This is a genomic window from Barnesiella sp. An55 (assembly GCF_002161555.1).
GTDB classification, from domain to species: Bacteria; Bacteroidota; Bacteroidia; order Bacteroidales; family Barnesiellaceae; genus Barnesiella; species Barnesiella merdipullorum.
Window position 1 is genome coordinate 58,153 of record NZ_NFHZ01000001.1, and the last position, 25,068, is coordinate 83,220.

Consider the following 25,068-nt stretch of genomic DNA (forward strand, 5'->3'; position numbering starts at 1 on the left):
TAATATATAGATTTAGAAAGAGCGGCTCAAAATTCGAGCCGCTCTTTCGTTGTTTATAAAAAGAAATCGTTACCTTTGAAAATAGCCGAAAACATTGCGACTAATGGAGAATCAGGGAAAAATAGATACCGGGAACAAAGAGTTTCAAGACGCTTTAAGTCTGGTGCAATATACCTCCCAGTCGGTTTTTCTCACGGGGAAAGCCGGTACGGGGAAATCGACATTCTTGAAGTATGTATGTGAACATGTAAAAAAGAAACATGTGGTGCTGGCACCCACTGGCGTGGCCGCTATCAATGTGGGCGGCAGCACGATACATTCGTTTTTCAAGATGCCGTTCAGGCCCATGTTGCCCGACGATCCCGATTTGAGTCTCACCGGTGGTCGCATCTACGACCTGCTCAAGTATAACAAGAAGCAGCGACAACTCTTGCGTGAGGTCGAGCTGATAATCATCGACGAGATATCGATGGTGCGAGCCGATATGATCGATTTTATCGACCGGGTTCTGCGGGTCTATTCGGGCAATATGCGGTTGCCGTTTGGCGGGAAACAGCTCTTGCTGGTGGGCGACGTGTATCAGTTGGAGCCTGTGGTTACGGCCGATATGCGCGATATTCTCAGCCGATTCTATGCCAATGCCTATTTCTTCTCGGCCCGGGTGTTTCGCGAAATTACGTTGGTGCCCATTGAGCTGCAGACCGTCTATCGACAGCAGGATGCCCGGTTTGTAGATATCTTGGATAAGATACGCAACAATACCGCCACACGCGAAGAGCTTACCCTGTTGAACAGTCGCTATATTCCACACTATGAATGCGACAAGGACGATTTTTCGATAACGCTGGCCACTCGTCGCGACCAGGTCGATTACATCAACGAGAACCGTTTGGCCGGTTTGCCGGGTGAGGAGCATACCTTTCACGGTGAAATCAAAGGCGATTTTCCCGAGGGGAGTCTGCCCACGCCGCTCGATTTGGTCCTCAAGAAGGGGGCACAGGTCATGTTTATCAAGAACGACCCCGATCGCCGTTGGGTGAACGGGACCATAGGAATCGTGTCGGACATTACTCCCGACGAGAAGATAGAGGTAGTACTCGAGTCGGGCGAACTTCATGAACTGGAGCGTTGTGTATGGGAAAATATCAAATACACCTACAACGAAAAAGAAAAGACCATCGAAGAGAATGTGCTGGGTACTTTCGTGCAGTTCCCCATCCGGTTGGCGTGGGCGATTACCGTGCACAAGAGTCAAGGGCTCACCTTCAATAAGGTAATCATCGATTTTACGGGAGGGGCCTTTGCCGGCGGGCAGACCTATGTGGCGTTGAGCCGATGCAAGTCGCTCGAGGGTATCGTGTTGAAGAAGCCCATCATGCATCGCGATATCTTTGTCAACCCCGATATCGTTCGTTTCAGTCGCGAGTTCAACAACCCGGTCCTTATCGAGCAGTCGCTCAAGTTGGCACAGGCCGACCGCCTGTATGCCGATACCGTAAAGGCGTTTGACCGAGGCGATTTCGACCACATGTTGCAGTCGTTTTTCAAGGCGATACACACGAGATACGATATAGAGAAACCGGTGATACAGCGCTATATACGTCGCAAGTTGGGCGTAATAAATCAATTGAAAGCCAAGAACCGGGAGTTGCAACAGGCTTTGGCCGATAAAGATGCGGTGCTGCGCAAGTATGCCCGGGAGTACTATCTGCTGGGGAACGAGTGTATCACCAAGGCCAAAGACGTGCGGGCGGCGTTGGCCAACTTCGACAAGGCCCTGTCGCTCGATCCTACGATGGTCGATGCTTGGGTGCGCAAAGGTATCACGCTCGAAGATCGAGGCGATGAACACGAAGCCATGGCCTGCTACAACGAAGCGGTACGATTGAGTCCACTCAATTTCAAGGCTCTTTATAACCGTGGCAAATTGCGCTACAAGCAGGCCGATTATGATGCGGCACTCTCCGATTTTGCCAAAGCCGTAAAGCAAAAACCCGGTCATGCCACGGCACACGACCGCTTGGGCGACACCTTTATAAAACTCGATATGCCCGATATGGCGGCCCGCCACTGGGCTATTGCCGAGGAGCTGCGCGAACAACGACAAAAGAACAACCCATAATAACTACCATGATGAACAAAAGTCTGAAAAAAGGTTTGAAAATTACCGGTATAACCATAGCGGTTATTTTGGTATTGATGCTTGTCTTGCCCTTTGCATTTCAAGACAAAGTGATGAATATTGTAAAAAAGGAGGCCAACGAGATGTTGAATGCTAAGCTCGATTTTGAGTCGCTACACATCAGTTTCTTCTCTCATTTCCCGAGTGCATCGATCGAATTGGATGGACTCTCGATTTCGGGTGTAGGCGATTTTGAGGGCGACACACTGGTATCGGCTCGGTCGATTGATGTGGCGGTCAATGTGATGAGCCTGTTTGGTGACGAGGGTTTCGATGTGAATTACATCGTTCTCGATAAGCCATCGGTCAAAGCCATGAAGTTGGCCGATGGTCGGGTCAACTGGGATATTATGAAACCCGATACTTTGGCCAAGGAAGAAACGAAAGAGGAGGAGAGTACCTCGTCGTTCCGATTGAAATTGAAACATTTCAAGATTGCCGATGCTACACTCGTCTATATGGACGATTCTACTCAAATGCAATTCTATACCGACAAGTTGAACTTGAAGCTCTCGGGCGACATGAGTGCCGACGTGACCGATATCGACAGCAAGCTATCGTGCGAGAATATCTATCTGGCCATGGATGGAGTCTCTTATTTGAAGCAGGCGCAAGCCCATGCAAAACTGACCGTGTCGGCCGATTTGAAGAACAACAAGTTCACGCTGAAGGAAAATACATTGAGCCTTAATGCAATTGCTCTGAATCTTGATGGTTGGGTGGCTCTTCTCGACAATGGAGCCATGGATATGGATTTGAAGATAAATACTCCAGATATTAATTTCAAAGAGATTCTTTCGCTCATACCGGCCATCTATCAAAACAATTTCGACAAGTTGCGTACCACGGGCAATATGTCGCTCACAGCCTTTGCCAAGGGGCGTATGGAGGGCGACACGGTACCCCAGTTTGGTGTTACTCTTGGGGTAAAGGACGCCACATTCAATTACGAAGGAATGCCTGCGGCGGTTAATGGCATTAATATCTCTACTACGGTGAGCAACCCGGGTGGCGATTTGGACAAGACGATAATCGATGTATCGGAGTTCCGACTCAATATGGCCGGTAATCCGTTCAAGGCTACCCTATATGCGGCTACTCCCATCTCCGATTTGAACTTCAAGGCTACAGCCAATGGAACGATTCATTTGGGCAAGATCAAGGATATCTATCCGCTGGGCGACTCGATAAGTTTGAGCGGTATAGTTACTGCCGATTTGCGATTGGCCGGACGCATGTCTGATATCGAGAAAGAGAATTACGAGAAGATACAGGGCGAAGGAACCTTCTCGATTGCCGATATGGATTTGACCATGAAAGGGATGCCGGCTGTGGCCGTGAAAAAGGCACAGGCTTCGATTTCGGCCAAGGCCATGACCCTCTCGCAACTCGATGTGAAGGTAGGGCAGAGCGATTTGCAGGCTCAAGGTTCGTTGTCGAACTACATGGCTTATGTCTTGAAAAATGAAACCATCAAGGGAACACTCACGCTAACCTCGTCGTTGCTAGATTTGAATGAACTGATGGGCGAGAGCGAGACGTCTGACAGTACGACCGTCAAGAGCGATACGACCTCACTTTCGGCCATCGAGGTCCCCAAAAACATCGATATGACCTTGAACGCTTCGTTCAAGAAGATTCTTTTCCAGAAGATGGTGCTTGACAATGTGAAGGGCAAGCTCGTGGTGGCCGACGGTACTGTGCGCATGACGCCCCTCAGTCTGAATGCTTTCGGCGGGTCGATGGTGGCCAACGGCTCATACTCTACGGCCGAGAATGTTTTGCGTCCACAAGTCAATTTCGATTTGGATATCCAGAAGGCCTCTTTTGGCAAGACCTTCGAGCAGCTCGATATGGTGAAACAGATTGTACCTATCTTTGAAAAAACAGGCGGAACCTATTCCATTAAATTGGATTTGAAATCGACTCTCGATAGCCAGATGTCGCCCGATTTGAATTCGCTGACGGCACAAGGGGTTATCCAGTCCAACGATATCCAGTTGCAGAATGTCGAGGTATTCAACCAGTTGGCTACGTTACTGAAAAACGACAAACTGAAAAATATCGAGGCTAAGGATTTGAAAATCTCCTTTGCTATTGTCGATGGTAAAGTGAAGACTTCGCCATTTGATATCAAGATGGGTAACATTACGATGAATCTGTCGGGAGTTACCGGGCTCGACCAGACTATCGATTACACGGCAAAAATCAATCTCCCCGGTGCGGGTGCGTTGAGCAATGTATCGGCTACGATAGGAGGCACATTTACCAAACCATCGATTAAACTCAATACCGAGGAGGTGGTGAAGAATGTAGTAACCAGTACTGTCGCCTCGAAAGTCTTGGGCGTCGATGCCGAGGATGTAGAGGCACAGAAAGCCGCCATTCGCAAACAGGCCGAGGATGCCGGCAATAAACTCATTGCCACGGCTCAGGCCGAGAGTGACAAACTGGTGGCCAAAGCCTCGAACCCGTTGGCCAAGGTAGCCGCCCAGGCTGCGGGCAAAAAACTGGTTGAGGAGGCCGAGAAACAGGCTCAGAACTTGAAAAACGAGGCTGAAAAATTGATTGAAAAGCAGTATGGCAGTGGCGAATAAGCCATCTGCTTGCGATAGCGTGTTAAATTCTCGGCTGTAGTAACCGATGATTCTATTTATCAAACAAATGTGAGAAGAGAAAAACGGGTTATATCATCTGTTTTTCCCTTCTCTTGTTTGGTGTAAGGACTTACTCATTAACAGTACTACACAAAATATAAATTGAATTTGCATTATTGAGACCTACTACTTACCTTTGTAAGGTTAAATATATAATATTATGAGACATATCTGTAAAAGATTAACATTAGCCTCGCTTGTTATAGGAATGACAAGTATGACATTTTCTGTAAAATCGCAAGACTTTACAAAACAAAATCTCCCAAATCCCGATAATATTCCGGCGCCTGTTTTCCCGGTGCCGACCCAGCGTCAATTGAACTGGATGGAGACGGAGTTTTATGGATTTTCGCACTACGGTCCCAATACCTTTATGGGTACGGAGTGGGGTAACGACCGTTATCCCGATCCCACAGACTATAATCCTCAAACCATACCCGATTGTGACCAATGGGTCGAGTCGATGCATGCCGCCGGTATGAAGGGGGCTGTGGTTATTTGCAAACACCACGATGGTTTCTGCTTGTGGCCTACCAAGAGTACCGACTTCTGTGTAACGAATGGTGGTGGTGTGAGTGCACAGGTCGATATTCCGGGCCTTTTCTCCGAAGCTTGTAAAAAATATGGTATGAAATTCGGCGTATATCTTTCGCCATGGGATGCCAGCAACAAGTATTATTCTACCAGCACCTATGTAACCGACGTGTTCTTGAAACAGATTACCGAACTTTGTACCAACTATGGCGAACTGTTCGAAATTTGGTTCGATGGTGCCAATGGAGGTAACGGTTATTATGGGGGTTCTTACCTGACTACCCGTACAATCGATAAAAAGACCTATTACGACTGGGATAACCTCATGCAACGTATCCACGAAATGCAGCCCAATTGTGTAGTTTGGGGTCGTGAGTTCCGCTGGTGTGGTAACGAAGATGGTTATTCGGGAAAGACTTGTTGGTCTAATTTCGATGTAAACGCCGTCAATACCGAAACCACCAATAATGTAGGTGCCGAAAACGGCTTGTTGTTTATGCCCTCTGAGGTGGATGTAAGAACTACCTCCAAGTGGTTCTGGACTGCATCGGAGCAAGCCAAGTCGGCCGAGCAACTGTTCAAAATCTATCTCGAGAGTGTAGGCCGCAATGCTACGCTCATTATGAACTGTGCACCCAACAGCGACGGGAAAATGCCCGACAACGTGCGCACGAGCCTCAGCGGACTGGGTACCTTGCTCACCGAGAGATTGAGCAATGATATGGCTTTGAATATGAATGTCACGGCCGAGCAGGTGCGCACACCGGGTAACTTTGCCGCCTCGAATATGACCGATGGTGACAAGAATACCTATTGGGCTACCAACGACGATCAGACTACCGGTACATTTGTTATAGACCTAGGTGCCGTCAAGACCATTCACTATGTTACTTTGCAAGAGTATATCGCTTTGGGACAACGCGTGAAAGGTTTCACCATTGAGACCAGCCAGGATAATGGTTCTTGGGATTCATTCGCTACGGGTACCACTATCGGTTACAAACGCATCATGGCCAAGAACGACGATACCACCTCTTATGGCAGTGGTACGCAAGCTCGTTATATTCGTGTGAAGATAACCGACAGCAAGGCTTGTCCGCTCATCAGTACCGTTTCGGTTTTCTAAAAAATAAATCCATATCTAAAATTGTAAAAGATGAAAAGAATATATAAGAATCTCATTGGTGCCGTTTCGTTACTTTGGGCATTTGGTGGATATGCCGAGACTACTTTGTGCCAGTTTGAGAATACCGATTACAGTGAAATCTCCACCTACGATTATTGGGATCAGTCGCCGTTCAATACGGGGTTGCTTACCGGGCAAATTGCGGTAGTTGACAATCCGTATTCCGATGATATAAACGGTTCGGGAAAGGTGTTGGCATTCCAGCGTTCGCGATATGGCAGTCACCTGTATGGCGCTCGCATAGACTTGACCAGTCCTATCGCTTTGTCTCCTACACCGCAATATATCCATGTGCTGATGTATAAACCTGTAGCAGGCCGAGTAGCTCTCATAGGGCTTGGAAAACGTAACGATTGGGCCGAACAGCCGGCTACGACAGTACAGTTTGTAACGGCTGCTACCAAAGAACTCGATGCCAACAAGTGGGTCGATGCAGTATTCAGCGTGTATGGTAATGATGCTGCCGAATTGCACAGCATTGTCATTGTACCCGATGTGGACTCGCACTTGGCTACCGAGACCGATTATGTGGCCTATTTCGACGAGATTCTCATCAACGACGATTCACAACAGCGTTTCACGTTTGATCCCTATCCTTTGAATTTCGAGGCAACACAAGAGAAGACTCGTAACGACCGAGCCCTTCAATCTCTTACTTTCACCGGTAATATGGGTGCTTCGTATGAGTCGAATCTTGCCAGTGAGAGGACCGTATATGTCAATAAGACAGAAGCTACTCCTATTGAGTTGAAGGTAGGCGAGGCGGTTAATGTTTCATTTGACTATACGGGTAGCTGGATGCACCGATATGTCTATATGGATAAAGGTAACGACGGTCGTTTCGATGTTGATATCCAAAACAATGTTCCTACTGCCAGCAGCGACTTGGTTGCCTACTCTTATTTGGACGGATATACCAGTACCGGTGCATCGGCTTCAAACGATACCAGTAGCGATCCTCCTGCATTTACCATTGCTTCCGATATGAAACCGGGCTTCTATCGAATTCGTTGCAAAGTCGATTGGGACAGTTCGGTAGCTGCAGGTAATCCGGCTTCCGACAACTCGGTTGTTTCCAATGGTGGAGCCATTGTCGATTATTTGGCCAATGTGCATCGCGACAATGTGGCTTTGAATGTCGTAGCCAGAATGTGCGAGGTGACTGCTGCCGACGGTTCGGCTCTGCCTGCCGAGATTCCGTTTGGAGAAGACTTCTCGTTCAATATCACGATGGACGACAACTATGATATTACGGGTCTTGAAATCAAACATGGTTATAATCACGATGGTGAAGAGTATGTCTTTGGAAATCGTCAATGGAAGGTTGAGACCATGGAGCTTGAGGAGGATGGTTTGATTACAATTCCGGCCGAATATATCGACGGTGATGTGGCTATTACTATTCAGTTTGAGAACAAGCCGGTGAGCGTTCAGGGACTTGAGTCTGCCGATGGCTTGAAGGTGGTTGCCGGAGAGAACCAAATCGAGTTGATTAGTGACGAAGAGGTTTCCTACTCGGTAGTTCATGTAAGTGGTGCTTGCTATGCTACCGGGACATTTGCCGGGCGTGAAACCATCGCTTTGCCTGCTGGTGTATATTTTGTAAACGGTCAAAAATGTATTGTGCGGTAATTTCTCAATAAAATCGCAATAGACAACTTGAAGAGGTCGCCCCGTTATCTGGGCGGCCTCTTTTGTGTTTTGTGTAATTGTGATTCTCTTTAGTGGGGTTAAATGGGCCAACAGGTGAATATATTGTTCCAAAATGCGGGAACGTTTTTCGATAACTCTTATCTCGGGTGCTCATATTGGTTTATTCCTTATCTTGGCACTCCATTAACGATAAGGCATGAAAATCAGTAGAAAAGTTTTTACCGTGTGTCTGGGGATAAATCTTCCGTTTTGGGTATCGGTGGCTTCTGCTATGGAAGCCGACTCGGTTTACCAAGTCCAGGACGTAGAATTGTGTGATAGTGTGCGGATGGATTCTGTAGTGTCGCGACAGTTGTTCGTGACAGATTCATTGCAACTGGATATTGCGGAGTCCCCTCAGAGACGACCTTGGTTGGCAGGGGCAGAAGTCGTGGGAACCAATGCGCTGTTTCACATCATTACCCGATATATTATTCACGAAGATTATGCTCAAATTACCTGGTCGTCGATTAAGAACAATTTCAAGACCGGTTTTTTGTGGGATAATGACAAATTTAATACAAATCTCTTTTTCCATCCGTATCAAGGTGGGTTGTATTTCAATTGTGCCCGTTCCAACGGATTGAACTTTTGGCAATCGGCACCTTACGCCTTGTTCGGAAGCTCTATTTGGGAGTTGTTCTTGGAACTTCAACCGCCCTCGACCAACGATATTATTTCTACTACGTTAGGCGGAATGGCCTTGGGTGAGGTGAGTTACCGGTTGTCGTCTATTGCGTTGAACGGGAGGGCAAGAGGTTGGAACCGGTTTGCCCATGAAGCGGTAGGGCTGGTACTCAATCCTGTGCGGGGAGTTAACCGATTAATAACGGGTGAAGCTTGGCGCATAGGCCCTCGTTATGTCGATCGGGCGGCAACGGTACCGTTTTATTTCCAGTTCGATACCGGTTATCGAATACTCGATTGCTCCGACTCGCAACCCAACCGAAGCAAGCATATCGGGTTCGTAGGTTTCAATATGGTGTATAACGATCCTTTTGAAATCGACGGGAATGAACCTTTTGAGCATTTTACGGCCCGTATGACATTAAATCTTTTTTCTCGCCAACCAGCTATAGGCGAAGCCAATATATGTGCTTCGATATGGGGCAAGGAGCACGACTATAAAAACGGGAATGAATTGTTTGCCGGAATCTTTCAAAATTACAATTACTACGACAGTGAGAGCTTTGCAGAAGAGGTGTCACATACTCCATTTCGTATTGCCGAGACGGTTTCTTATGGCCCGGGTGTATTGTATAGGGCTAAGGTGGGGGCCAACAACTCCTTGCTCTTGAATGGATTTGTCTCGGGTATCGTGTTGGGGGGCTCGTTGAGCGACTATTTTCAGTTCCATGATAGAGACTACAATATGGGTAGTGGTTACAGCGTGCGGGTCAACGGCCTGTTTTCTTTGCATCAAAAGGTTGGCCTCTACCTGGCGTTTGAGAATTACCACATCTTTACCTGGAAAGGATATGAACAAAAAGATTATACCCATATCGACCAGAACTACCTCAATGCTCAGGGTGATGTGGGCAATGCCCGTTTGCAGCGGTTGAACTTCAGAGCTTCGTTTTCGGTAGCTCCGCAACTTTCCATTGCTGCCGAGACCGATTGGTATCGGCGTAAAACGCATTATAAATATTACCCCGACGTGCGTTCCGATACTTTCGAATTTCGGTTGATGCTCTCGTATCATATTTGAGTATCGACCGGTATGGGGTAGCGCAGTCGGGGGTAATAGATGGGTCGATTATCAGGTCATTAAACCGTAATCAACTCATATTGCATAGAGCCCAGTCCAATTTTTTCGGCATGCTCGAGACCGGCCTGCCAGTTGGTGTCGGGGTGCATGAGGTGGAACTTGTCGGCCCCCTCGAGGTGCTCGTGGGGATGTTTTTCGACCAGACAGCTGCCATTGATGGCCGGTGCGGCGATTACCAGGTCGGCACAAGCTTTGTCCAGAGCTACCGGGTCGAACGATGCCAAAATACCCAGGTCGGGCACAATGGCTGCATCGTTGTGGTTCCAGCAATCGCACTCGGGCGAGACGTTCATGATGAAACTGATGTGGAAGTTGGGTTTGTCTTTCAATACGGCCTGGGTATATTCGGCAATCTTGTAGTTCAACCGTTCCGAAGTATCACATTCTCCCATTACCGCAGCGTCGTGCTGGCACAGAGCTACACACTGGCCGCAGCCTACACACTTGTCGTAGTCGATAACCGCTTTGTGATCGGCATTGAGGTGTATGGCATCGTGGGCACAATGTTTCACGCAGATGTTGCAACCTTTGCAGTTCTCGATTTCGATTTTGGGTTGTGAGTTGCAGTGCAGTTCCAGTTTACCACCCACGCTGGCACCTCCCATACCCAGATTCTTCAATGTACCTCCAAAACCGGCTTGTTCGTGCCCTTTGAAGTGAGTCATCGAGATAACGATATCGGCATCGGCCAGGGCTGCACCTATTTTGGGCGCTTTGCAGTATTCGCCGTCCAAGGGTATTTCGCGATAGTCGGTGCCCTTCAATCCGTCGGCGATGATAACCTGACACTGGGCCGAGATAGGGTTATAGCCGTTTTCCATGGCGCTTTGCAGGTGATCTACGGCATTGGCCCGACGACCCGAATAGAGGGTGTTGCAGTCGGTAAGGAAGGGCTTCGCACCCCACGACCGCAGCAGATTGGCCAACCGGGCCGCATAGTTGGGCCGCAGATAGGCCAGGTTGCCCGGTTCACCGAAGTGTATCTTTATGGCCACAAACTGGTCTTTGAAATCGATAGTCTCGATACCGGCTCGCTTGATGAGTCGCTCCATCTTGTCGAGCAGGTTGCTCGATGGTGTGGTGTGCAGATTGGTGAAAAATACCTTTGATTTTTCCATAAGAGTTTGTTTTTAGTTGATTGTCATGTACCACAAAGTGGGGACGGTTATTCTTGGCTCCCGCTTCTTACAAAAACAAAAGTACGAAAAAAACTATTGGTGTGCAACCACTTTTTATGGCTTTATATTTGAATAAAATTAATCTATTAATGAATAAAATTAAAGCGATAATTTGTTTTTTTGAAATAATGATGATATCTTTGTACAAGAATAGAAAAATAGAATTATCGATGAAACGATTGAATTTGAAGTGGTCGCTTTTGTTGGCCATATTGCCGGCGATGAGTTGGGCCGTAGAAGAGAGACCGGTATCCCTGGAGATTCCTGCCGGTGAGATTAAGGGAAAAATGTTGTTGCCCGATGTCGAAACCCCGCCGGTTGTCCTGATTATTGCAGGCTCGGGACCTACCGATATGGATGGGAATACGGTATTGGGGGCCGTTACGATTAAAAATAATTCGTTGAAGTTCTTGGCCGAGGGGTTGGCCGAACGAGGTATCGCTTCGCTGCGTTACGACAAGCGGGGTATTGCCTCGAGTGCAGCGGCAGGTCAGGTAGAGGCCGATTTGCGATTTGACGATTACGTGGCCGATGCTCGGGCCTGGATCGACAGTTTGGCTCAGGAGAAAGCGCGTTTTTCGGGCGTTTATGTGCTAGGGCATAGCGAAGGGGCGCTGATTGGCATGCTGGCCAGTGCCGGCAATGAGCAGGTAAAGGGAGTCATTTCCCTGGCAGGTGCCGGGCGCCCTGCTTATGAGATTATCGAGCGGCAGATGAGTGGTCAGCCGGCAGCAGTGTGTCAGTTGGTAAAATCGGTTAATGACTCGCTGCGTGCGGGCAAGACCGTAACCGATATTCCGGTGGGACTGATGGCGCTGTATCGCCCCTCGGTGCAACCTTACCTGATATCGTGGTATAGGTACAATCCGCAGACGGTTGTCGCGGGTTTGGAACAGCCGGTACTGATTGTGCAGGGCGACAAGGATATACAGGTGTCGGTCGAAGATGCTCAGTTGCTGAAGAAGGCTCAACCTCGGGCTACCATAGAGCTTGTCGAGAATATGAATCATGTGTTGAAGCGCTGCGAATCGACCGAGGTGAATGAGCAGCAGTCAACCTATGCCAATCCCGATTTGCCTGTTATGAAAAACTTGTTGGATGTAATTGATAAATTTATAAAGCCATGACAAATAGAGAATCGAAAAAACGTTTACCCTTGCGTTGCCCGGCCTGTGATGCCCAGCTCAAGGTATCGAAGATGGTTTGTGTGCAATGTGGCACCGAAGTCTCGGGCGAGTTTGACCTGCCGGTATTGACCCGTTTGAACGAAGAGGAACAACACTTCATGCTCGAGTTTGTAAAAGCGAGTGGCAGTCTGAAGGATATGGCTAAAAAGATGGGGGTGAGCTATCCCACGGTGCGGAATTATCTGGATGATTTAATAGAGAAACTAAATAATATGGCAGAGGAATGAAAGTGCTTTTTGAATTTTTGAAGAACCCGTTTTATCGGGTGGCCGGTTACACCTCACTGGTATGGGGTGTGGTCGGCATGGTAGTCGCTACGGCCATCGCTTTTTGTGGAGGAGTCCATTATCACGGGCTGTTGCATTTTGGTGGGGCGCCAAACGGTGCCTGGTGGTGTTTTGTCGTGGAGCATTTGGTTGTGTGGCTGGTTCCTGCGGTGTTGATTTATGTCTCGGCTTTGTTTTGCAGCCGTTCGCACGTGCGGCCTGTCGATGTGTTGGGTACGGTGGCATTTGCCCAACTGCCGTTTGTGTTGCTTTCGTTGCTTATGGCTATACCTCCAATACGCGAGATAACATCGGTGCAGACGGTAGAGGAGGTCGAACTGCTGCTCTCCGATATGGGGCGGTTGCTCCTGGTTGTATGGATAGGGCTCTTGAGCCTGCTCCTCACCATTTGGGTGCTCTATTGGATGTTCCGGGCCATATCGGTCGCCTGCAATCTGAAGGGGCGCAACCTGTGGTTGGTCTTTATCATTGGAGCTTTTGGCGGAGATGTGCTTTGCCGATATCTGATAGGTTTCTGCTATTGAGCAGAATCGACAAGTAAGGTATTTAAAAATTTGAAGCGGCTATCGGGAAACCCGGTAGTCGCTTCGGTCGTATAAGAGAGTGTGCTACTGTTTTATTCTATGTTTTTGGTGAGACTTTGCAGATGGCTGATGGATATATTTCCCGTCAGTTGTATGACGACAAATTCCTCTCCACCGTCGTCAACCAGCATAATCAACTCTTTAATCTTCTTTTGAGGTTGTGGATAGATGTAGATGGTGACCATTTCGTCATCGTCTTTTACTTTCATTAGTTCTTCATAAGGCGCCTTTTTGAAACTGGAGGAGGCTTTTCGGATGCGGTTGATCAGGTTGGCATCATCTTCGCAGGTGAGAATCTGGATGCGGTCGAGCTCGTTGATGACACTTTTGAGATCGAGGGCATCTACCTCCAACTGACCCGCGGGCATCATCTCCAATAGGGTTTTGGAGATATTGACGTAGGTGATGTTTTTTTCGTTGGCAAACTGGTCGAAGATATTGGTCTGTGCTCGCGTGGGGAGTAACCCGATGATGCACCCCAACAGGACATAGATAATACGTTTCATGATTATTTGATTTTTAGATGTTTGTTAATAATTCGGTTGGTCTTGACAATCTCTTGCTGAGCTTCCTGCCATTGCTGGGTCCCTTCGTTCAATTTTTGAGAGACGAGCAGCAGCGCACGCTGTGCTTCGGCACAGGCATATATCTCTTGTTCGCTTAGCTGAGGTTGGGCGGGTTGACGGGTGAAATAGAGTCCGGCAGCCGAGGCCAGAATGACAATGGCCGCTACTCCGCTAACCCAGCGCCAGACGGGGGCAAAGCGTGTGGCCTTTTTGCGGGCCGGCAAGCGATCGATAAACGACGACAGCCGCTCTTCCAACCCTTCGGGTATCTGAGGGGTACCAGGCACGAGCGTGAGGACGATGCGCTTCTCTTCGAGCATATCCTGTGGAACCTCGTGAGTGGCCAAATAGTCTCTCAAGGCTTGTTCGTCGGTCTCCGACAAATTGCCGTCAAAGAAGGAGTCTATCTGTTTTCGTAACTCTTGTGTAGTCATATCTTTTGTGTAAATAGTTCTTTAATCGTTTTTCTTGCTCGGGAGAGCAGTACCCGTATGTTGGCATTGCTCAATCCCGTTTCGTGCTCTATCTCAGTGGTACTTTTCTCATCGAAGTGCCGCAGTATCACGACTTGTCGCTGAGCTTCGGGCAGTGTGTCTATGATGCGTAGCAAGATTTTCATCTCTTCCTTCTGCTCAAAAGCCTGGTCGGGTGGAGGCGATGGTGAAATCTTGCTGGCCAAAACCGATTCATCATCCTCGGAAAATCTCGTTCCGCGCAGTTTGTCGAGGCACAAGTGCTTCAGCAGGGTGACGGCATAGGCCTCGTCGTGTTCAAGCCCTTCGAGAAATTCCTGCTTCTCCCACAACTTTAGGTAGGTGTTCTGCACCATATCCTCGGCATCGTCTTCGTTCCCCAGGTAGCGGAAAGCCATTCGGTACAGCTTTTTGTAGTAGGGCAGAAATCTTGTTTTAAACTCTTGGTGAGTCATACGGTTTGTTATTTGTTTTTCAGGAGCTCCGATTTCAGATTCCCTTTGAATCTTACCAAATTGATTTCTCTTTTTTCAAGGTCGATGATGACGACTTCGGTAATTTTCTTTTTGTCATGCCTCATAAAGATTTTTGTCAGTTCACCCTCTTCTTGAGTGTCGATAAGCAATTCATAGGGTTCATAATCTCCCTTCACAATCGACTTCCGCAGAGTCTGATAAGTGCTTTCGTCAATCTTTGCCTCGACGGCTTCCAAGGTCTTTATGCCATCGATTACCCCCTTTTTCTCCGTCTTACCTATCTTTTCGTGGGTAAATTCGGCGTTGGGCAGACTCTTTACCTGGTCAAACAGATTGTCTATCTTATTGCCGGCCAAGACTGTCAAGGTCGCGAACAGCAAGATGGATAGCGCTATTATTCTCGTTCTCATGGCTGGAGGTATTATTTATCGTTTTCGATGATTTCGTTCAATTGTTGGGGATCTATCTTGCCCTTGATGCGTAGGAGACTTACTTCATCCTTTTCGAGCGAGAAGATGATAATCTCTTTGATTTTTCCTTTTTCGGTCTTCATCAGGATGCGGACAATCTCGTCGTCTTCGTTCGAGGCCACAAGGGTTTCGTAGCTGTTGTCGTTACAGCCGGCAATTTGCTTTTTGAGCCGGTCGTAGTCGGCTTGCGAGATATCCTCGGCATTGAGTATGTTCATGGATTTTATACCTTTCATCTCGGAAGAGAAAGGCTTGATGAGCCCCAGCACAAACGAGTTGAGGTTTACTTTCTCGGCATTGGGGATACGGGCAATCGATGCCGACAGCGAGTCGAGACAGTTGCCGGCAAACAGGGTAGTACTACAGAAGAGTAGGGCCAGTGCAGTGATAAAAGTTCTTGTTTTCATATCGTAATCTGTTTTTTTCTATGTTTATGGGTTACTCGGTACGGCGCCGTTTTATAACCGATTTCACATAGAAGACGATCAACGGTCGAATATGTTACAAAGGAACATATAAAAAACGAGAGAAAAGTGTGAATCTTTTCTCTCGTTATATCAATTGAAGGGATCTTCACGGGAACGTTATTCGACCTTGCGAATGATTTCCATTCCTTTCAGGATGGCCTTTTCGTTCAAGGGAATGAGGTTGTGGTGACGCTCGGGCAAAGATTTCTTAAGACCTTTCACCACATTCTCCATGCTCACCATCGGTTTCAGTTTCAACAGTCCGCCCAATACAATCATGTTCAGGGCTTTGGTGTTGTTCATCTCGATGGCAGCCTCCATGGCATCGATACAATATACGTTGATATCTTTGCGCGTGGGGGGATGGTGTATTCCGTAGCCGTCGTAAATGAGGATTCCACCCGGTTTCACTTTGCTCTCGAATTTCTCGAGCGACGGTTGGTTCAAGATTACGGCCACGTCGAATGAGTTCAATACCGGCGAGCTGATGCGTTCGTCGCTGAGGATTACGGTTACGTTGGCCGTACCACCACGTTGTTCGGGACCGTATGAAGGCATCCAGGTAACCTCTTTGTCTTCCATCAGACCCGAGTAGGCCAGAATCTTACCCATCGAGAGTACGCCTTGTCCGCCAAATCCAGCTATGATAATTTCTTCTTTCATGTCCTGTCGTTTTTTGATTATACGTTTTTGAGGTCTCCCAGCGGGTATTTGGCAAACATGTGCTCTTCCATCCATTGGTTGGCTTTAACGGGAGACATTTTCCAACCCGAGTTGCAGGTCGATACGATTTCGACCATCGAGGTACCTTTGCCGGCCATCGAGTTTTCAAAGGCCAGGCGAATGGCTTTCTTGGCTTTGCGTATGGCTGCCGGGGTGTGTACACTCTGGCGGGTTACGTAGCAGGTACCATCGACGCGTTCAACCAGTTCGGCAATACGCAGGGGGTATCCGTTCAAGGCTACGTTACGGCCGTAGGGGCAGGTCGAGGTTTTCATTCCCTCGAGTGTGGTGGGGGCCATTTGACCGCCCGTCATTCCATAAATACCGTTGTTGATAAATATGATAGCGATGTTCTCGCCACGGTTGCAGGCGTGAATGGTCTCGGCCGTACCGATGGCTGCCAAGTCGCCATCGCCCTGGTAGGTAAATACCATCTTCTTGGGGTTAAGCCGTTTTACGGCGGTGGCAATGGCGGGTGCCCGTCCGTGGGCAGCTTCGATCCAGTCAATGTCGATATAGTTGTAGGCAAATACGGCGCAACCTACCGGTGCGATGCCTATCGTTTCCTCTTCAATACCCATTTCGTCGATGACTTCGGCGATAAGCTTATGTACTACTCCGTGGCTGCAACCCGGGCAGTAGTGCATGGGATTATCGTTCATGAGCCGAGGTTTCGTGTAAACCAGGTTTTCGGGCTTTATAATTTCGTTGATATCCATATGCATATATTTAATTCGGGTATTTACATTAATTTCTCTTTTAATGCGGCAAGAACTTCGTCGGGGGTGGGGACGATGCCTCCCAACCGGCCAAAGTGTTCTACACGCACTTTACCGTTGACGGCCAGACGAACGTCTTCTACCATCTGACCGGCGTTGAGTTCGGCCGAGAGGATGCCTTTCACATGGTCGGCCTGGCGGGCAACAGCTTCAGAGGGGAAGGGCCACAGCGTGATGGGACGCAACAGACCTACCTTGATGCCCTCTTCGGCGGCCAACTCAATAGTCTTTTGGCAGATTCGAGCCATCGAACCGAAGGCAACAATGAGGTAATCGGCATTCTCGCAGTTAATCTCTTCGAAGCGGACTTCGTTCTCGCTGATGCGTTTGTAGGTAGCCTGGAATCGGATATTGTTCTGTTCCATGATGGCGGGATCGAGCTCGAGCGATGTAACTACATTGCGTTTGCGATCTTTGGGCTTACCCAGCGCAGCCCACGGGTTTTGTTCCCGAATCTCTTCTTCGGTGCGGCGTTTGCGGAAAGGCGGGAGAACTACTTTCTCCATCATCTGTCCAATAATACCATCGGCCAAAATAATTGCGGGATTGCGGTATTTGAAGGCCAGGTCAAATCCCAGGGCAACAAAGTCGGCCATCTCCTGTACCGATGCCGGTGCCAGGGTAATGAGGTGATAGTCGCCATGACCACCGCCTTTGGTGGCTTGGAAATAATCGGCCTGACTCGGTTGTATGGTGCCGAGACCGGGCCCGCCTCGCATGACGTTGACAATCAAGCAAGGCAATTCGGCTCCTGCCAGGTAGGAGATACCTTCTTGTTTCAAACTTACACCGGGGCTCGACGACGAGGTCATTACCGCTTTGCCGCAACTGGCTCCGCCATATACCATGTTAATGGCTGCCACTTCGCTCTCGGCTTGCAATACGACCATACCGGTTGTTGTCCAAGGCTGTTCTGCCATGAGTGTTTCCATCACCTCCGACTGGGGAGTAATGGGGTATCCGAAATAACCATCGGCTCCATAGCGTATAGCAGCATGGGCGATAGCTTCGTTACCCTTCATCAACTTTATATCTTCTTTCATAATTAACGGATTTATCGGAATGAACCGGTTACAATTTTACTTTATATACGGTGATACACCCATCGGGGCATACCAAACCACAACTTGCACAGCCGATGCATGCATCGGGATTTTGCATGAAAGCATAGTGATAACCTCTGTCATTAACCTCGGTAGGCTGTAATGCGAGAACCTGACTGGGACAGGCGACCACACACAGTTCACAGCCTTTGCAACGTTCTTTGTTAACGACAACAGCGCCTTTGATTTTTGCCATATGATATTGTTTTTAGTTCCACAAATATAAAAAATATATTTTTAAATTGATAGTAGAAGCGGGTAGTTTTTTTGCAAAACTACCCGCTTGTATAAAAGATTGAATCTCAAATCAATAGATATGTATAAAAATGAGGTGTAAAGTGTTGATTTGTTATTGTTTTATTCAAATATGTTTTATAACATAAGAATATTTGTTGATATACTTACAATTTAAAAGTTAACCTATTTTTATACCCGAGAATCCCATGAAGGCCATGGCCAACAAACCGGCAGTGATGAGGGCGATAGGGGTACCTTGCATGGCCTTGGGGATGCGCGAAAGACTCATTTGTTCACGCATACCGGCAAAGATAACGAGGGCCAGTGTAAACCCGAGAGCGGTCGAGATGGCATAGACCGTGGCTTCGAGAAGGGTCATGTTTTTTTGAATTACAATGAGGGCGACTCCCAGTATCGTACAGTTGGTCGTGATGAGCGGCAGGAACACGCCTAGGGCCTGATAGAGTGCGGGTGCTATCTTTTTCATGATAATCTCGAGCAATTGTACCAGCGCGGCAATAACCAGGATAAAAACGATGGTTTGCATGTAGTTGAGACCAAGAGGCATGAGCAGATAGCTTTGCAGCAGGTAGGTCACGATGGTCGAGATGGTCATGACAAACGTAACGGCTGCTCCCATACCCAGAGCCGAGTCGATGCGCTTCGATACTCCCAGAAAAGGACAGATGCCCAAGAATTGCGAGAGTACAATGTTGTTTACAAATATGGCTGTAATAAATATCGAAATATAGGTGAGCATGGTTATCGTGTTTTAAATGTGTGGATGATGGCAATTAAAAATCCTAAAGCGATAAAGGCACCAGGTGCGAGGATAAAAATAAGCGACCCGTACTCTTCGGGGTAGATTGAGAGTCCGAAGATGTGACCTGTACCCAAGAACTCACGCACACTCCCCAGCAGGGTGAGGGCTACGGTGAAGCCCAACCCGATGCCCAGTCCGTCGAAGAACGACTCGAATGGTGTGTGCTTGGCGGCAAAGGCTTCGGCGCGGCCCAGCAGGATGCAGTTGACGACAATCAGCGGGATAAAGAGTCCCAGCGTGGCATACAGCTCGGGCACGTAGGCCTGCATGCAGAGTTGCAGGATAGTCACAAACGTGGCGATGATGACGATGAAGGCCGGGATGCGCACCTTGTCGGGGATGATGTTTTTGACCATCGAGATGACCACGTTGGAACAGATGAGTACAAACAGGGTCGAGAGCCCCATGCCCAAACCGCCCATGGCCGAGGTCGTGGTTCCCAGGGTGGGGCACATACCCAACAGTAATACAAAGGTAGGATTCTCTTTGATGAGTCCGTTCAAAAGAATTTTTGTCTTATTCATGGTCTTCTCCTCCTTTCATTGATTCGGTATAAGCCGTATAGGCTGTGCGCACGGCTCCCAGAAATGCCCGCGAGGTGATTGTGGCCGCGGTAATGGCATCGATGTCGCCCGAATCTTTTGTGACGTGAAAATTGGTTTCTGCGGGAGATTTCCCGATAATGCTTTGCTTGTTTTTGTCGGTACGGAACCAGTCGCCCATTTTTGCCCCCAGACCGGGAGTCTCCTGGTGTTTCAGCACCTGATAGTCTTTAATCGTGCCGTCGGCTTCGAACCCGACGATGATGCGAATCTCGCCACCATAACCGGTATTGTTGCTGCACTCGACAGCAGCTCCAGCCAGTTTGCCATCCTTCTTGGCCGGGTATATGGTAGTCTCGGTCTCGCCAAATTCGTTGTGTACGGTGTAGGTCAGTTGCTCGTCAATCGGCGAGTTGTCATAGGCGGGCAGTACTTGTTGTATGGCTTTTTCGCGGCTGGCTTTTTCGGCCTTGGCTATGGGCTCTTCGGTCAACTGGTTGGTATATCCCAGCAGACCGCCGGCAATGGCCGTGATGAGCGTGAGCGACCACAGCATATTCCAAAATGTAGAATCTTTTTTCCTCATGGCTAAGCTCTCCCGAAACGTTTAGGTTTGATGTAATTATTGATGAGCGGGGTAAACGCATTCATGATGAGTATGGCAAACGATACGCCCTCGGGATAGCCGCCCCATTGACGGATAACGACGGTGAGGATACCAATTCCTATGCCATAGACAATCATACCCTTGGAGGTCATGGGCGAAGTCACATAGTCGGTAGCCATGTAGATGGCCCCCAGCAGGAGACCGCCCGAGAGCAGCTGGATAAGCGCGAAGTCGAAAGCGTGTTGCCAGGCTCCCGTTGTTTGCGAGGCGCTCAACTCTTCGCCCAATCCCAATGCAAAGCTGAACACGAATACGGTAGCGAGAATCGACACGGGAATGTGCCAGCTGATGATGCGGCGGTAGAGCAGGAAGGCAAATCCGATGAGCAGGGCGATGGCTCCCACCTCGCCCAGGCTACCGCCCTGGTTGCCAATCCACAGGTCTGAGATGTTTACCTGACTTACCCACTGGCTACCTTCTTCCTTCAACTTGGAGAGTAGTGTGGCACCGGTCTCGGCATCGGTATAGCTCCACCGCGAAACAGCCGGCAACGGCCACTGTGTCATATAGGTGGGGAAGGAGATGAGCAGGAATACTCGACCCACCAGGGCCGGGTTGAAAAGGTTGTTGCCCAGTCCGCCGAATGCCATCTTGGCAATGCCGATTGCTACCACCGAGCCGATGATGACAATCCAAATGGGCAGGTTGGAAGGCAGGTTGAAACCCAAAAGCAAACCGGTGAGGATGGCCGAACCATCGCCAACGGTGGGTTTCACCTTGAGCAGATACTTTTGAATGAGATATTCGGCGACGATACACGAGAGTATCGACGTGAGTGTGACGATTAAGGCTCCGACTCCAAAGAAATAGAGCGATACAGCGAAAGCCGGCAACAGGGCGATGATAACGCTGTACATACATTGCGAGGCCGATAGGCGGCCGTGTATGTGAGGAGCAGGTGATACGGTTAGTTCCATTTCGAAAAGAGTAGATTATGATTGTTTTCTGGATCGTATAATTCGGTTTACCGCATTTTTTCCGATGCGGATGAAGTCGAGGATGGGTCGGTTCGACGGGCAACTGTAGGCACAGCAACCACACTCCAGGCAGGAGGTGATGAGCTCTTTCTCGGCGCGGTCGTACAGGTGATTCTCCGACAGTTTGGCCAGCAGGAAAGGCTCGAGCCCCATGGGACAGGCCTCTACACATTTACCGCACCGTATGCAGGGATTTATTGCACCGCGGTGGGCATGCTCTTCGTCGAGAATCAAGATACCCGAGCAACCCTTGCCGATGGGCGAGTCGAGGTTCGAAACGGCTTTACCCATCATGGGACCACCCAGTATGACTTTGGCACAGTCTTGGGGCAGGCCGCCGGCTATATCGATGAGTTCGCGCATCGACATACCCAGCCGCACCCGGTAATTCCCCGGCTTGGCTATGTGGTCGCCCGTAACCGTGACCACACGATCGACGAGCGGTTTGTTTTTCTGTATGGCTTCATAGACGGCAAAGGCGGTGCCCACGTTTTGGACGATGGCTCCGGTCGATACGGGCAGGGCCCCGTTGGCTACCTGCTTGTGCAGAATGGCGTCGATGAGCTGTTTCTCGCCGCCTTGTGGGTAGCGGGTGCGCAGCGGTACGATGGTGATGCCGAGATAGCGGGCCGCATGTTGCTCGAGCAGGGCGATGGCATCGGGTTTGTTGTTTTCGATGCCGATATAGGTCTGCTCCACGCCGATGGCTTTCATGAGGATGCGACAGCCCACCAGAATTTGGTCGGGCGACTCGAGCATGAGGGCGTGGTCGTCGGTCAAGTAGGGTTCACACTCGGTAGCGTTCACAATGAGGACCGTAGGTTTGAACTCTTTGGGCGGAGTCAGTTTTACATGGGTAGGGAAGGTAGCGCCCCCCAATCCCACGATACCGGCCTGGGCTATCTTTTGTATAATTTCTTGAGGCGATAGGGTAATCTCTTCTTTGAGTTCGGGAGAGCGGTCAATTGTCTCTTCCCACTCGTCGCCTTCGGTATCGATGACGATGGTGGTGGCATACAGTCCAAAGGCGTTGGCGGTTTTATCGACCTTCGAGACGGTGCCCGATACTGGCGAATGGATATTGGCCGAGACGAATCCGCTGGCTTCGGCGATGAGTGTGCCCACCTTTACGGTGTCGCCTTTCTTGACAATACAATTGGCCGGAGCCCCAATATGCTGGTTGAGCATGATGGACACCTGCTTGGGTATGGCGACCGGAGTCACGGGGCAGTGGGCCGTGAGTTTATGTTCGTTGGGGTGTATGCCTCCTATGCGAAATGTTTTTAACATATGGCAGATTCCTTTTCGTTAATTGAAATATTCTCTTTGGCAGATTCATTCACCACGTGTATGGCGTGGGTGGGACATCCTGCTACACAAGCTTGGCACGAGAGGCAGAGGCTGTCGTCGATGTAGGCCAGATTGTCGGTGATCGTAATGGCTCCGTTGGGGCAGCTCTTGGCACATTTGCCGCAACCGATGCAGGCAATCGAGCACACCTTGCGGGCAATGATGCCTTTGTCGCGGTTGTTGCAGGCAACAAAAACACGGGGTTCCTGTCTCTTGCGCAACTCGATGATGTTGCGGGGGCAGGCTTTTACACAGGAGCCGCAGGCGATGCAGATGTTGGGATCGACATAGGGTAACCGGGTAATCGGGTCCATGGTGATGCCCCCGAAATCGCAGGCTGCCGCACAGTCGCCTTCGCCCAGGCAGCCGTAGTTGCAGTTACTCTCGCCCGAGTAGAGGGCAGCGACAACTGCACAGCTGTGGGCCCCTTCGTAATGGCTGGTTTGGGGTCGGTTTTCACACGAGCCGTTGCATCGCACCACGGCAATGCGAGGTGCCTGTTCTACGGCCTGCATCCCCAGGATAGGGGCAATCTTCTGCATGACAGCATTGCCTCCCACGGGGCACAACAGATTGTCGAGCGAGGTGGCTTTTACACATTGTTCCGCAAAGTTGCGACAGCCGGCGAAGCCGCAGCCGCCGCAGTTGGCTCCCGGCAGAATCGACTCGATTTCGTCGATACGCGAGTCTTCCTCTACATGGAACTTGCGGGAGATGACGTAAAGCAGCGTCGCACTGACCAATCCGATAATACTTAATATGATGATCGATGTTACCATAAGTTATAAGACAAATGTTTGTTTCAAGAAGAATGTAATTTGTTTTTTCAATCGGTCGCGGTACCGGTAGAGTATCGCATAATAGAGAACGGGAACCAGCAAGGCACAGAGCCCCGTGACGAGTTCGCCGGCGTGGCACAGGGTAGTGACAACGAGCGAGAGGATAATGAGCAAGAGCGGTAGTATGGCGGTGAACCAAAGTGCCCGGTAACCAGCCTTCGTGGCAAGGGTTACCACCACCTTTTGACCTATCTGTACGGGGGTATCGGGTTTCTCGACCTCAATGATTTTTTCTTTCTGCTCGGCAGTGGCACACACCGAGGCGGCATGGCAGCCGACACAGGCCGACTGTTGCAAAATGCGCACCAGGATGTGCGATTCGGTAATGCCCGTTACAATACCTTCGTGTTCTATATCATCGGGTTGTTTCATGCCATCGACGCTTTTCATGTGATTTTTCAATCCACTTCACTCTCTTGTTTTTCACAGGCCTGTTGCATAGGCGGGATGGACCATCCCCTCAAGCAACGGTCTTCTCTCTTTCTTGCGGCTGCGATATTTCGTCAGAAATAGGAGTCGTATAGTTTTTTGTACCGATCCTCTTTTTGAATATCGGTAATCCATTTATTCATGCTGTCGAGCAATATCGAGTCGTTTTTACGCAGCGCCCACGACTGGAACTGGGTGAAACTGATGTCGGTATTGCAGTCGAGTTGAGGATAGTCTTTGCTCATTTGTTGGGCGATCGCCTTGTCGCATACGGCAAACTCTATTTCGCCGGTAGCCACCATCATGATGAGCTGTTCGGCTCCATAGGTCTCTTCTTCGTGTATGTATATGGTGTCGCCAATTTCACGTGCCAGATTGTTGATGCGCAGTCGGGTGGGGGCATCGCTCACGATGTAGAGTGTTTTCCCGGCCAGGTCGAGCTGGTTGCGAATGAGTTCTTTCCCTTCGCCCTCTTCCTTGCGCTGTACCAGCACCTGTCTGTTCAGCTGGATGGGAACGGTGAAGGCCAGCTCTTCTTTAATCTCCGAGGTGACGGGCAACTGACGGGCAATGATGTCGTACCGGCCCTCTTCCAGGCCATCGATACTTTTGCTCAAGTTTACCTCGGGGGTTATCTCGATGGCGAGTCCGCTACGCTCGCCTATCATGCGGGCCAGTTCGTAATCAAATCCCGAGAGGCTGTCGCCTTGCAGGTAGTAGGAGAGTGGAGTATAATCGGTAACGATGCGAAGTACCCCAGAGTTTTCAATCTCTTCGAAACTGCGGGGATGATATGTCGAGTGATTCTTGGGGCGAAGCCATACCATGATTCCAACTACGATAATCAGCAGGGCGATATAGACGAACAGGTGTTGCTTGAGTTTCTTCATAT

At 49.3% G+C, this 25,068-nt stretch carries 26 protein-coding genes; 8 read left to right on the plus strand and 18 right to left on the minus strand.

Annotation, left to right across the window (positions count from 1 at the left end):
- Positions 1-103 precede the first annotated feature (103 nt).
- From B5G10_RS00235 to B5G10_RS00255, 5 genes are all read left to right on the plus strand, one after another.
- Positions 104-2,122, plus strand: coding sequence for an AAA family ATPase (locus B5G10_RS00235; protein WP_087422767.1), 2,019 nt, complete (start codon positions 104-106; stop codon positions 2,120-2,122).
- An 8-nt stretch (positions 2,123-2,130) separates the two neighbouring features.
- On the plus strand, positions 2,131-4,779 hold the full coding sequence (locus B5G10_RS00240; RefSeq protein ID WP_241147689.1) for an AsmA-like C-terminal region-containing protein: 2,649 nt from the start codon (positions 2,131-2,133) through the stop codon (positions 4,777-4,779).
- A gap of 385 nt (positions 4,780-5,164) precedes the next feature.
- Positions 5,165-6,499, plus strand: a complete 1,335-nt coding sequence (locus tag B5G10_RS00245; RefSeq protein ID WP_158098748.1) for an alpha-L-fucosidase — start codon at positions 5,165-5,167, stop codon at positions 6,497-6,499.
- A gap of 30 nt (positions 6,500-6,529) precedes the next feature.
- Positions 6,530-8,191, plus strand: coding sequence for a hypothetical protein (locus tag B5G10_RS00250; protein WP_087422769.1), 1,662 nt, complete (start codon positions 6,530-6,532; stop codon positions 8,189-8,191).
- A gap of 433 nt (positions 8,192-8,624) precedes the next feature.
- Positions 8,625-9,959 (plus strand): DUF3943 domain-containing protein, encoded by a 1,335-nt coding sequence (locus B5G10_RS00255; RefSeq protein WP_158098749.1) that lies wholly within the window; start codon positions 8,625-8,627, stop codon positions 9,957-9,959.
- A 59-nt stretch (positions 9,960-10,018) separates the two neighbouring features.
- On the opposite strand, the gene B5G10_RS00260 is transcribed toward B5G10_RS00255, so the two are convergent.
- Positions 10,019-11,137 carry a DUF362 domain-containing protein gene (locus tag B5G10_RS00260; protein ID WP_087422771.1) on the minus strand — a complete coding sequence of 373 codons (1,119 nt, stop codon included), beginning with the start codon at positions 11,135-11,137 and terminating at the stop codon, positions 10,019-10,021.
- Between the two features lie 281 nt (positions 11,138-11,418).
- Between B5G10_RS00260 and B5G10_RS00265 the strand changes: the two genes are divergently transcribed.
- From B5G10_RS00265 to B5G10_RS00275, 3 genes are read left to right on the plus strand one after another with little or no spacing between them, the layout of a single operon-like run.
- Positions 11,419-12,324, plus strand: coding sequence for an alpha/beta fold hydrolase (locus B5G10_RS00265; RefSeq protein WP_241147695.1), 906 nt, complete (start codon positions 11,419-11,421; stop codon positions 12,322-12,324).
- A complete protein-coding gene (locus B5G10_RS00270) occupies positions 12,321-12,611 on the plus strand; it encodes a DUF2089 family protein (RefSeq protein WP_087422773.1) in 291 nt (96 codons plus the stop codon). The genes B5G10_RS00265 and B5G10_RS00270 overlap by 4 nt, the downstream gene beginning before the upstream one ends.
- Positions 12,608-13,195 carry a hypothetical protein gene (locus B5G10_RS00275; RefSeq protein WP_087422774.1) on the plus strand — a complete coding sequence of 196 codons (588 nt, stop codon included), beginning with the start codon at positions 12,608-12,610 and terminating at the stop codon, positions 13,193-13,195. The genes B5G10_RS00270 and B5G10_RS00275 overlap by 4 nt, the downstream gene beginning before the upstream one ends.
- A gap of 92 nt (positions 13,196-13,287) precedes the next feature.
- On the opposite strand, the gene B5G10_RS00280 is transcribed toward B5G10_RS00275, so the two are convergent.
- The 17 genes from B5G10_RS00280 to B5G10_RS00360 all read right to left on the minus strand — a co-directional run bounded on the left by B5G10_RS00280 (position 13,288) and on the right by B5G10_RS00360 (position 25,066).
- Complete coding sequence (locus tag B5G10_RS00280) at positions 13,288-13,761, minus strand: DUF4252 domain-containing protein (RefSeq protein ID WP_087422775.1); 474 nt, start codon at positions 13,759-13,761, stop codon at positions 13,288-13,290.
- Between the two features lie 2 nt (positions 13,762-13,763).
- Entirely contained in the window at positions 13,764-14,255 is a 492-nt protein-coding gene (locus tag B5G10_RS00285; RefSeq protein ID WP_087422776.1) for a hypothetical protein, read from the minus strand.
- On the minus strand, positions 14,252-14,749 hold the full coding sequence (locus tag B5G10_RS00290) for a sigma-70 family RNA polymerase sigma factor (protein WP_087422777.1): 498 nt from the start codon (positions 14,747-14,749) through the stop codon (positions 14,252-14,254). Before B5G10_RS00290 ends, B5G10_RS00285 begins: the two co-directional genes overlap by 4 nt.
- Before the next feature lie 8 nt (positions 14,750-14,757).
- Positions 14,758-15,180: a DUF4252 domain-containing protein gene (locus B5G10_RS00295; protein ID WP_087422778.1), complete on the minus strand. Its 423-nt coding sequence runs from the start codon at positions 15,178-15,180 to the stop codon at positions 14,758-14,760.
- Positions 15,181-15,191: 11 nt separating this feature from the next.
- The gene (locus B5G10_RS00300) at positions 15,192-15,647 is read right to left on the minus strand and encodes a DUF4252 domain-containing protein (protein ID WP_087422779.1); all 456 of its coding nucleotides are present in this window, start codon (positions 15,645-15,647) and stop codon (positions 15,192-15,194) included.
- Positions 15,648-15,824: 177 nt separating this feature from the next.
- Positions 15,825-16,370, minus strand: coding sequence for a 2-oxoacid:acceptor oxidoreductase family protein (locus B5G10_RS00305; protein WP_087422780.1), 546 nt, complete (start codon positions 16,368-16,370; stop codon positions 15,825-15,827).
- Positions 16,371-16,387: 17 nt separating this feature from the next.
- Positions 16,388-17,149 carry a thiamine pyrophosphate-dependent enzyme gene (locus tag B5G10_RS00310; RefSeq protein WP_087422781.1) on the minus strand — a complete coding sequence of 254 codons (762 nt, stop codon included), beginning with the start codon at positions 17,147-17,149 and terminating at the stop codon, positions 16,388-16,390.
- A 23-nt stretch (positions 17,150-17,172) separates the two neighbouring features.
- Entirely contained in the window at positions 17,173-18,252 is a 1,080-nt protein-coding gene (locus B5G10_RS00315) for a 3-methyl-2-oxobutanoate dehydrogenase subunit VorB (protein WP_087422782.1), read from the minus strand.
- Between the two features lie 28 nt (positions 18,253-18,280).
- The gene (locus tag B5G10_RS00320) at positions 18,281-18,508 is read right to left on the minus strand and encodes a 4Fe-4S binding protein (RefSeq protein ID WP_084546950.1); all 228 of its coding nucleotides are present in this window, start codon (positions 18,506-18,508) and stop codon (positions 18,281-18,283) included.
- A 219-nt stretch (positions 18,509-18,727) separates the two neighbouring features.
- On the minus strand, positions 18,728-19,309 hold the full coding sequence (gene rsxA / locus B5G10_RS00325) for an electron transport complex subunit RsxA (protein WP_087422783.1): 582 nt from the start codon (positions 19,307-19,309) through the stop codon (positions 18,728-18,730).
- Between the two features lie 2 nt (positions 19,310-19,311).
- On the minus strand, positions 19,312-19,896 hold the full coding sequence (locus tag B5G10_RS00330; RefSeq protein ID WP_087422784.1) for an electron transport complex subunit E: 585 nt from the start codon (positions 19,894-19,896) through the stop codon (positions 19,312-19,314).
- On the minus strand, positions 19,889-20,500 hold the full coding sequence (locus B5G10_RS00335; protein WP_087422785.1) for an RnfABCDGE type electron transport complex subunit G: 612 nt from the start codon (positions 20,498-20,500) through the stop codon (positions 19,889-19,891). The genes B5G10_RS00330 and B5G10_RS00335 overlap by 8 nt, the downstream gene beginning before the upstream one ends.
- A 2-nt stretch (positions 20,501-20,502) precedes the next feature.
- Positions 20,503-21,498, minus strand: a complete 996-nt coding sequence (locus tag B5G10_RS00340; protein ID WP_087422786.1) for an RnfABCDGE type electron transport complex subunit D — start codon at positions 21,496-21,498, stop codon at positions 20,503-20,505.
- A 15-nt stretch (positions 21,499-21,513) separates the two neighbouring features.
- On the minus strand, positions 21,514-22,848 hold the full coding sequence (gene rsxC / locus B5G10_RS00345; RefSeq protein ID WP_087422787.1) for an electron transport complex subunit RsxC: 1,335 nt from the start codon (positions 22,846-22,848) through the stop codon (positions 21,514-21,516).
- Complete coding sequence (locus B5G10_RS00350; protein ID WP_087422788.1) at positions 22,842-23,687, minus strand: RnfABCDGE type electron transport complex subunit B; 846 nt, start codon at positions 23,685-23,687, stop codon at positions 22,842-22,844. Before B5G10_RS00350 ends, rsxC begins: the two co-directional genes overlap by 7 nt.
- 3 nt (positions 23,688-23,690) lie before the next feature.
- A complete protein-coding gene (locus B5G10_RS00355) occupies positions 23,691-24,137 on the minus strand; it encodes a SoxR reducing system RseC family protein (RefSeq protein WP_087422789.1) in 447 nt (148 codons plus the stop codon).
- 113 nt (positions 24,138-24,250) lie between these two features.
- Positions 24,251-25,066: a transporter substrate-binding domain-containing protein gene (locus B5G10_RS00360; protein WP_087422790.1), complete on the minus strand. Its 816-nt coding sequence runs from the start codon at positions 25,064-25,066 to the stop codon at positions 24,251-24,253.
- Positions 25,067-25,068: the final 2 nt, after the last annotated feature.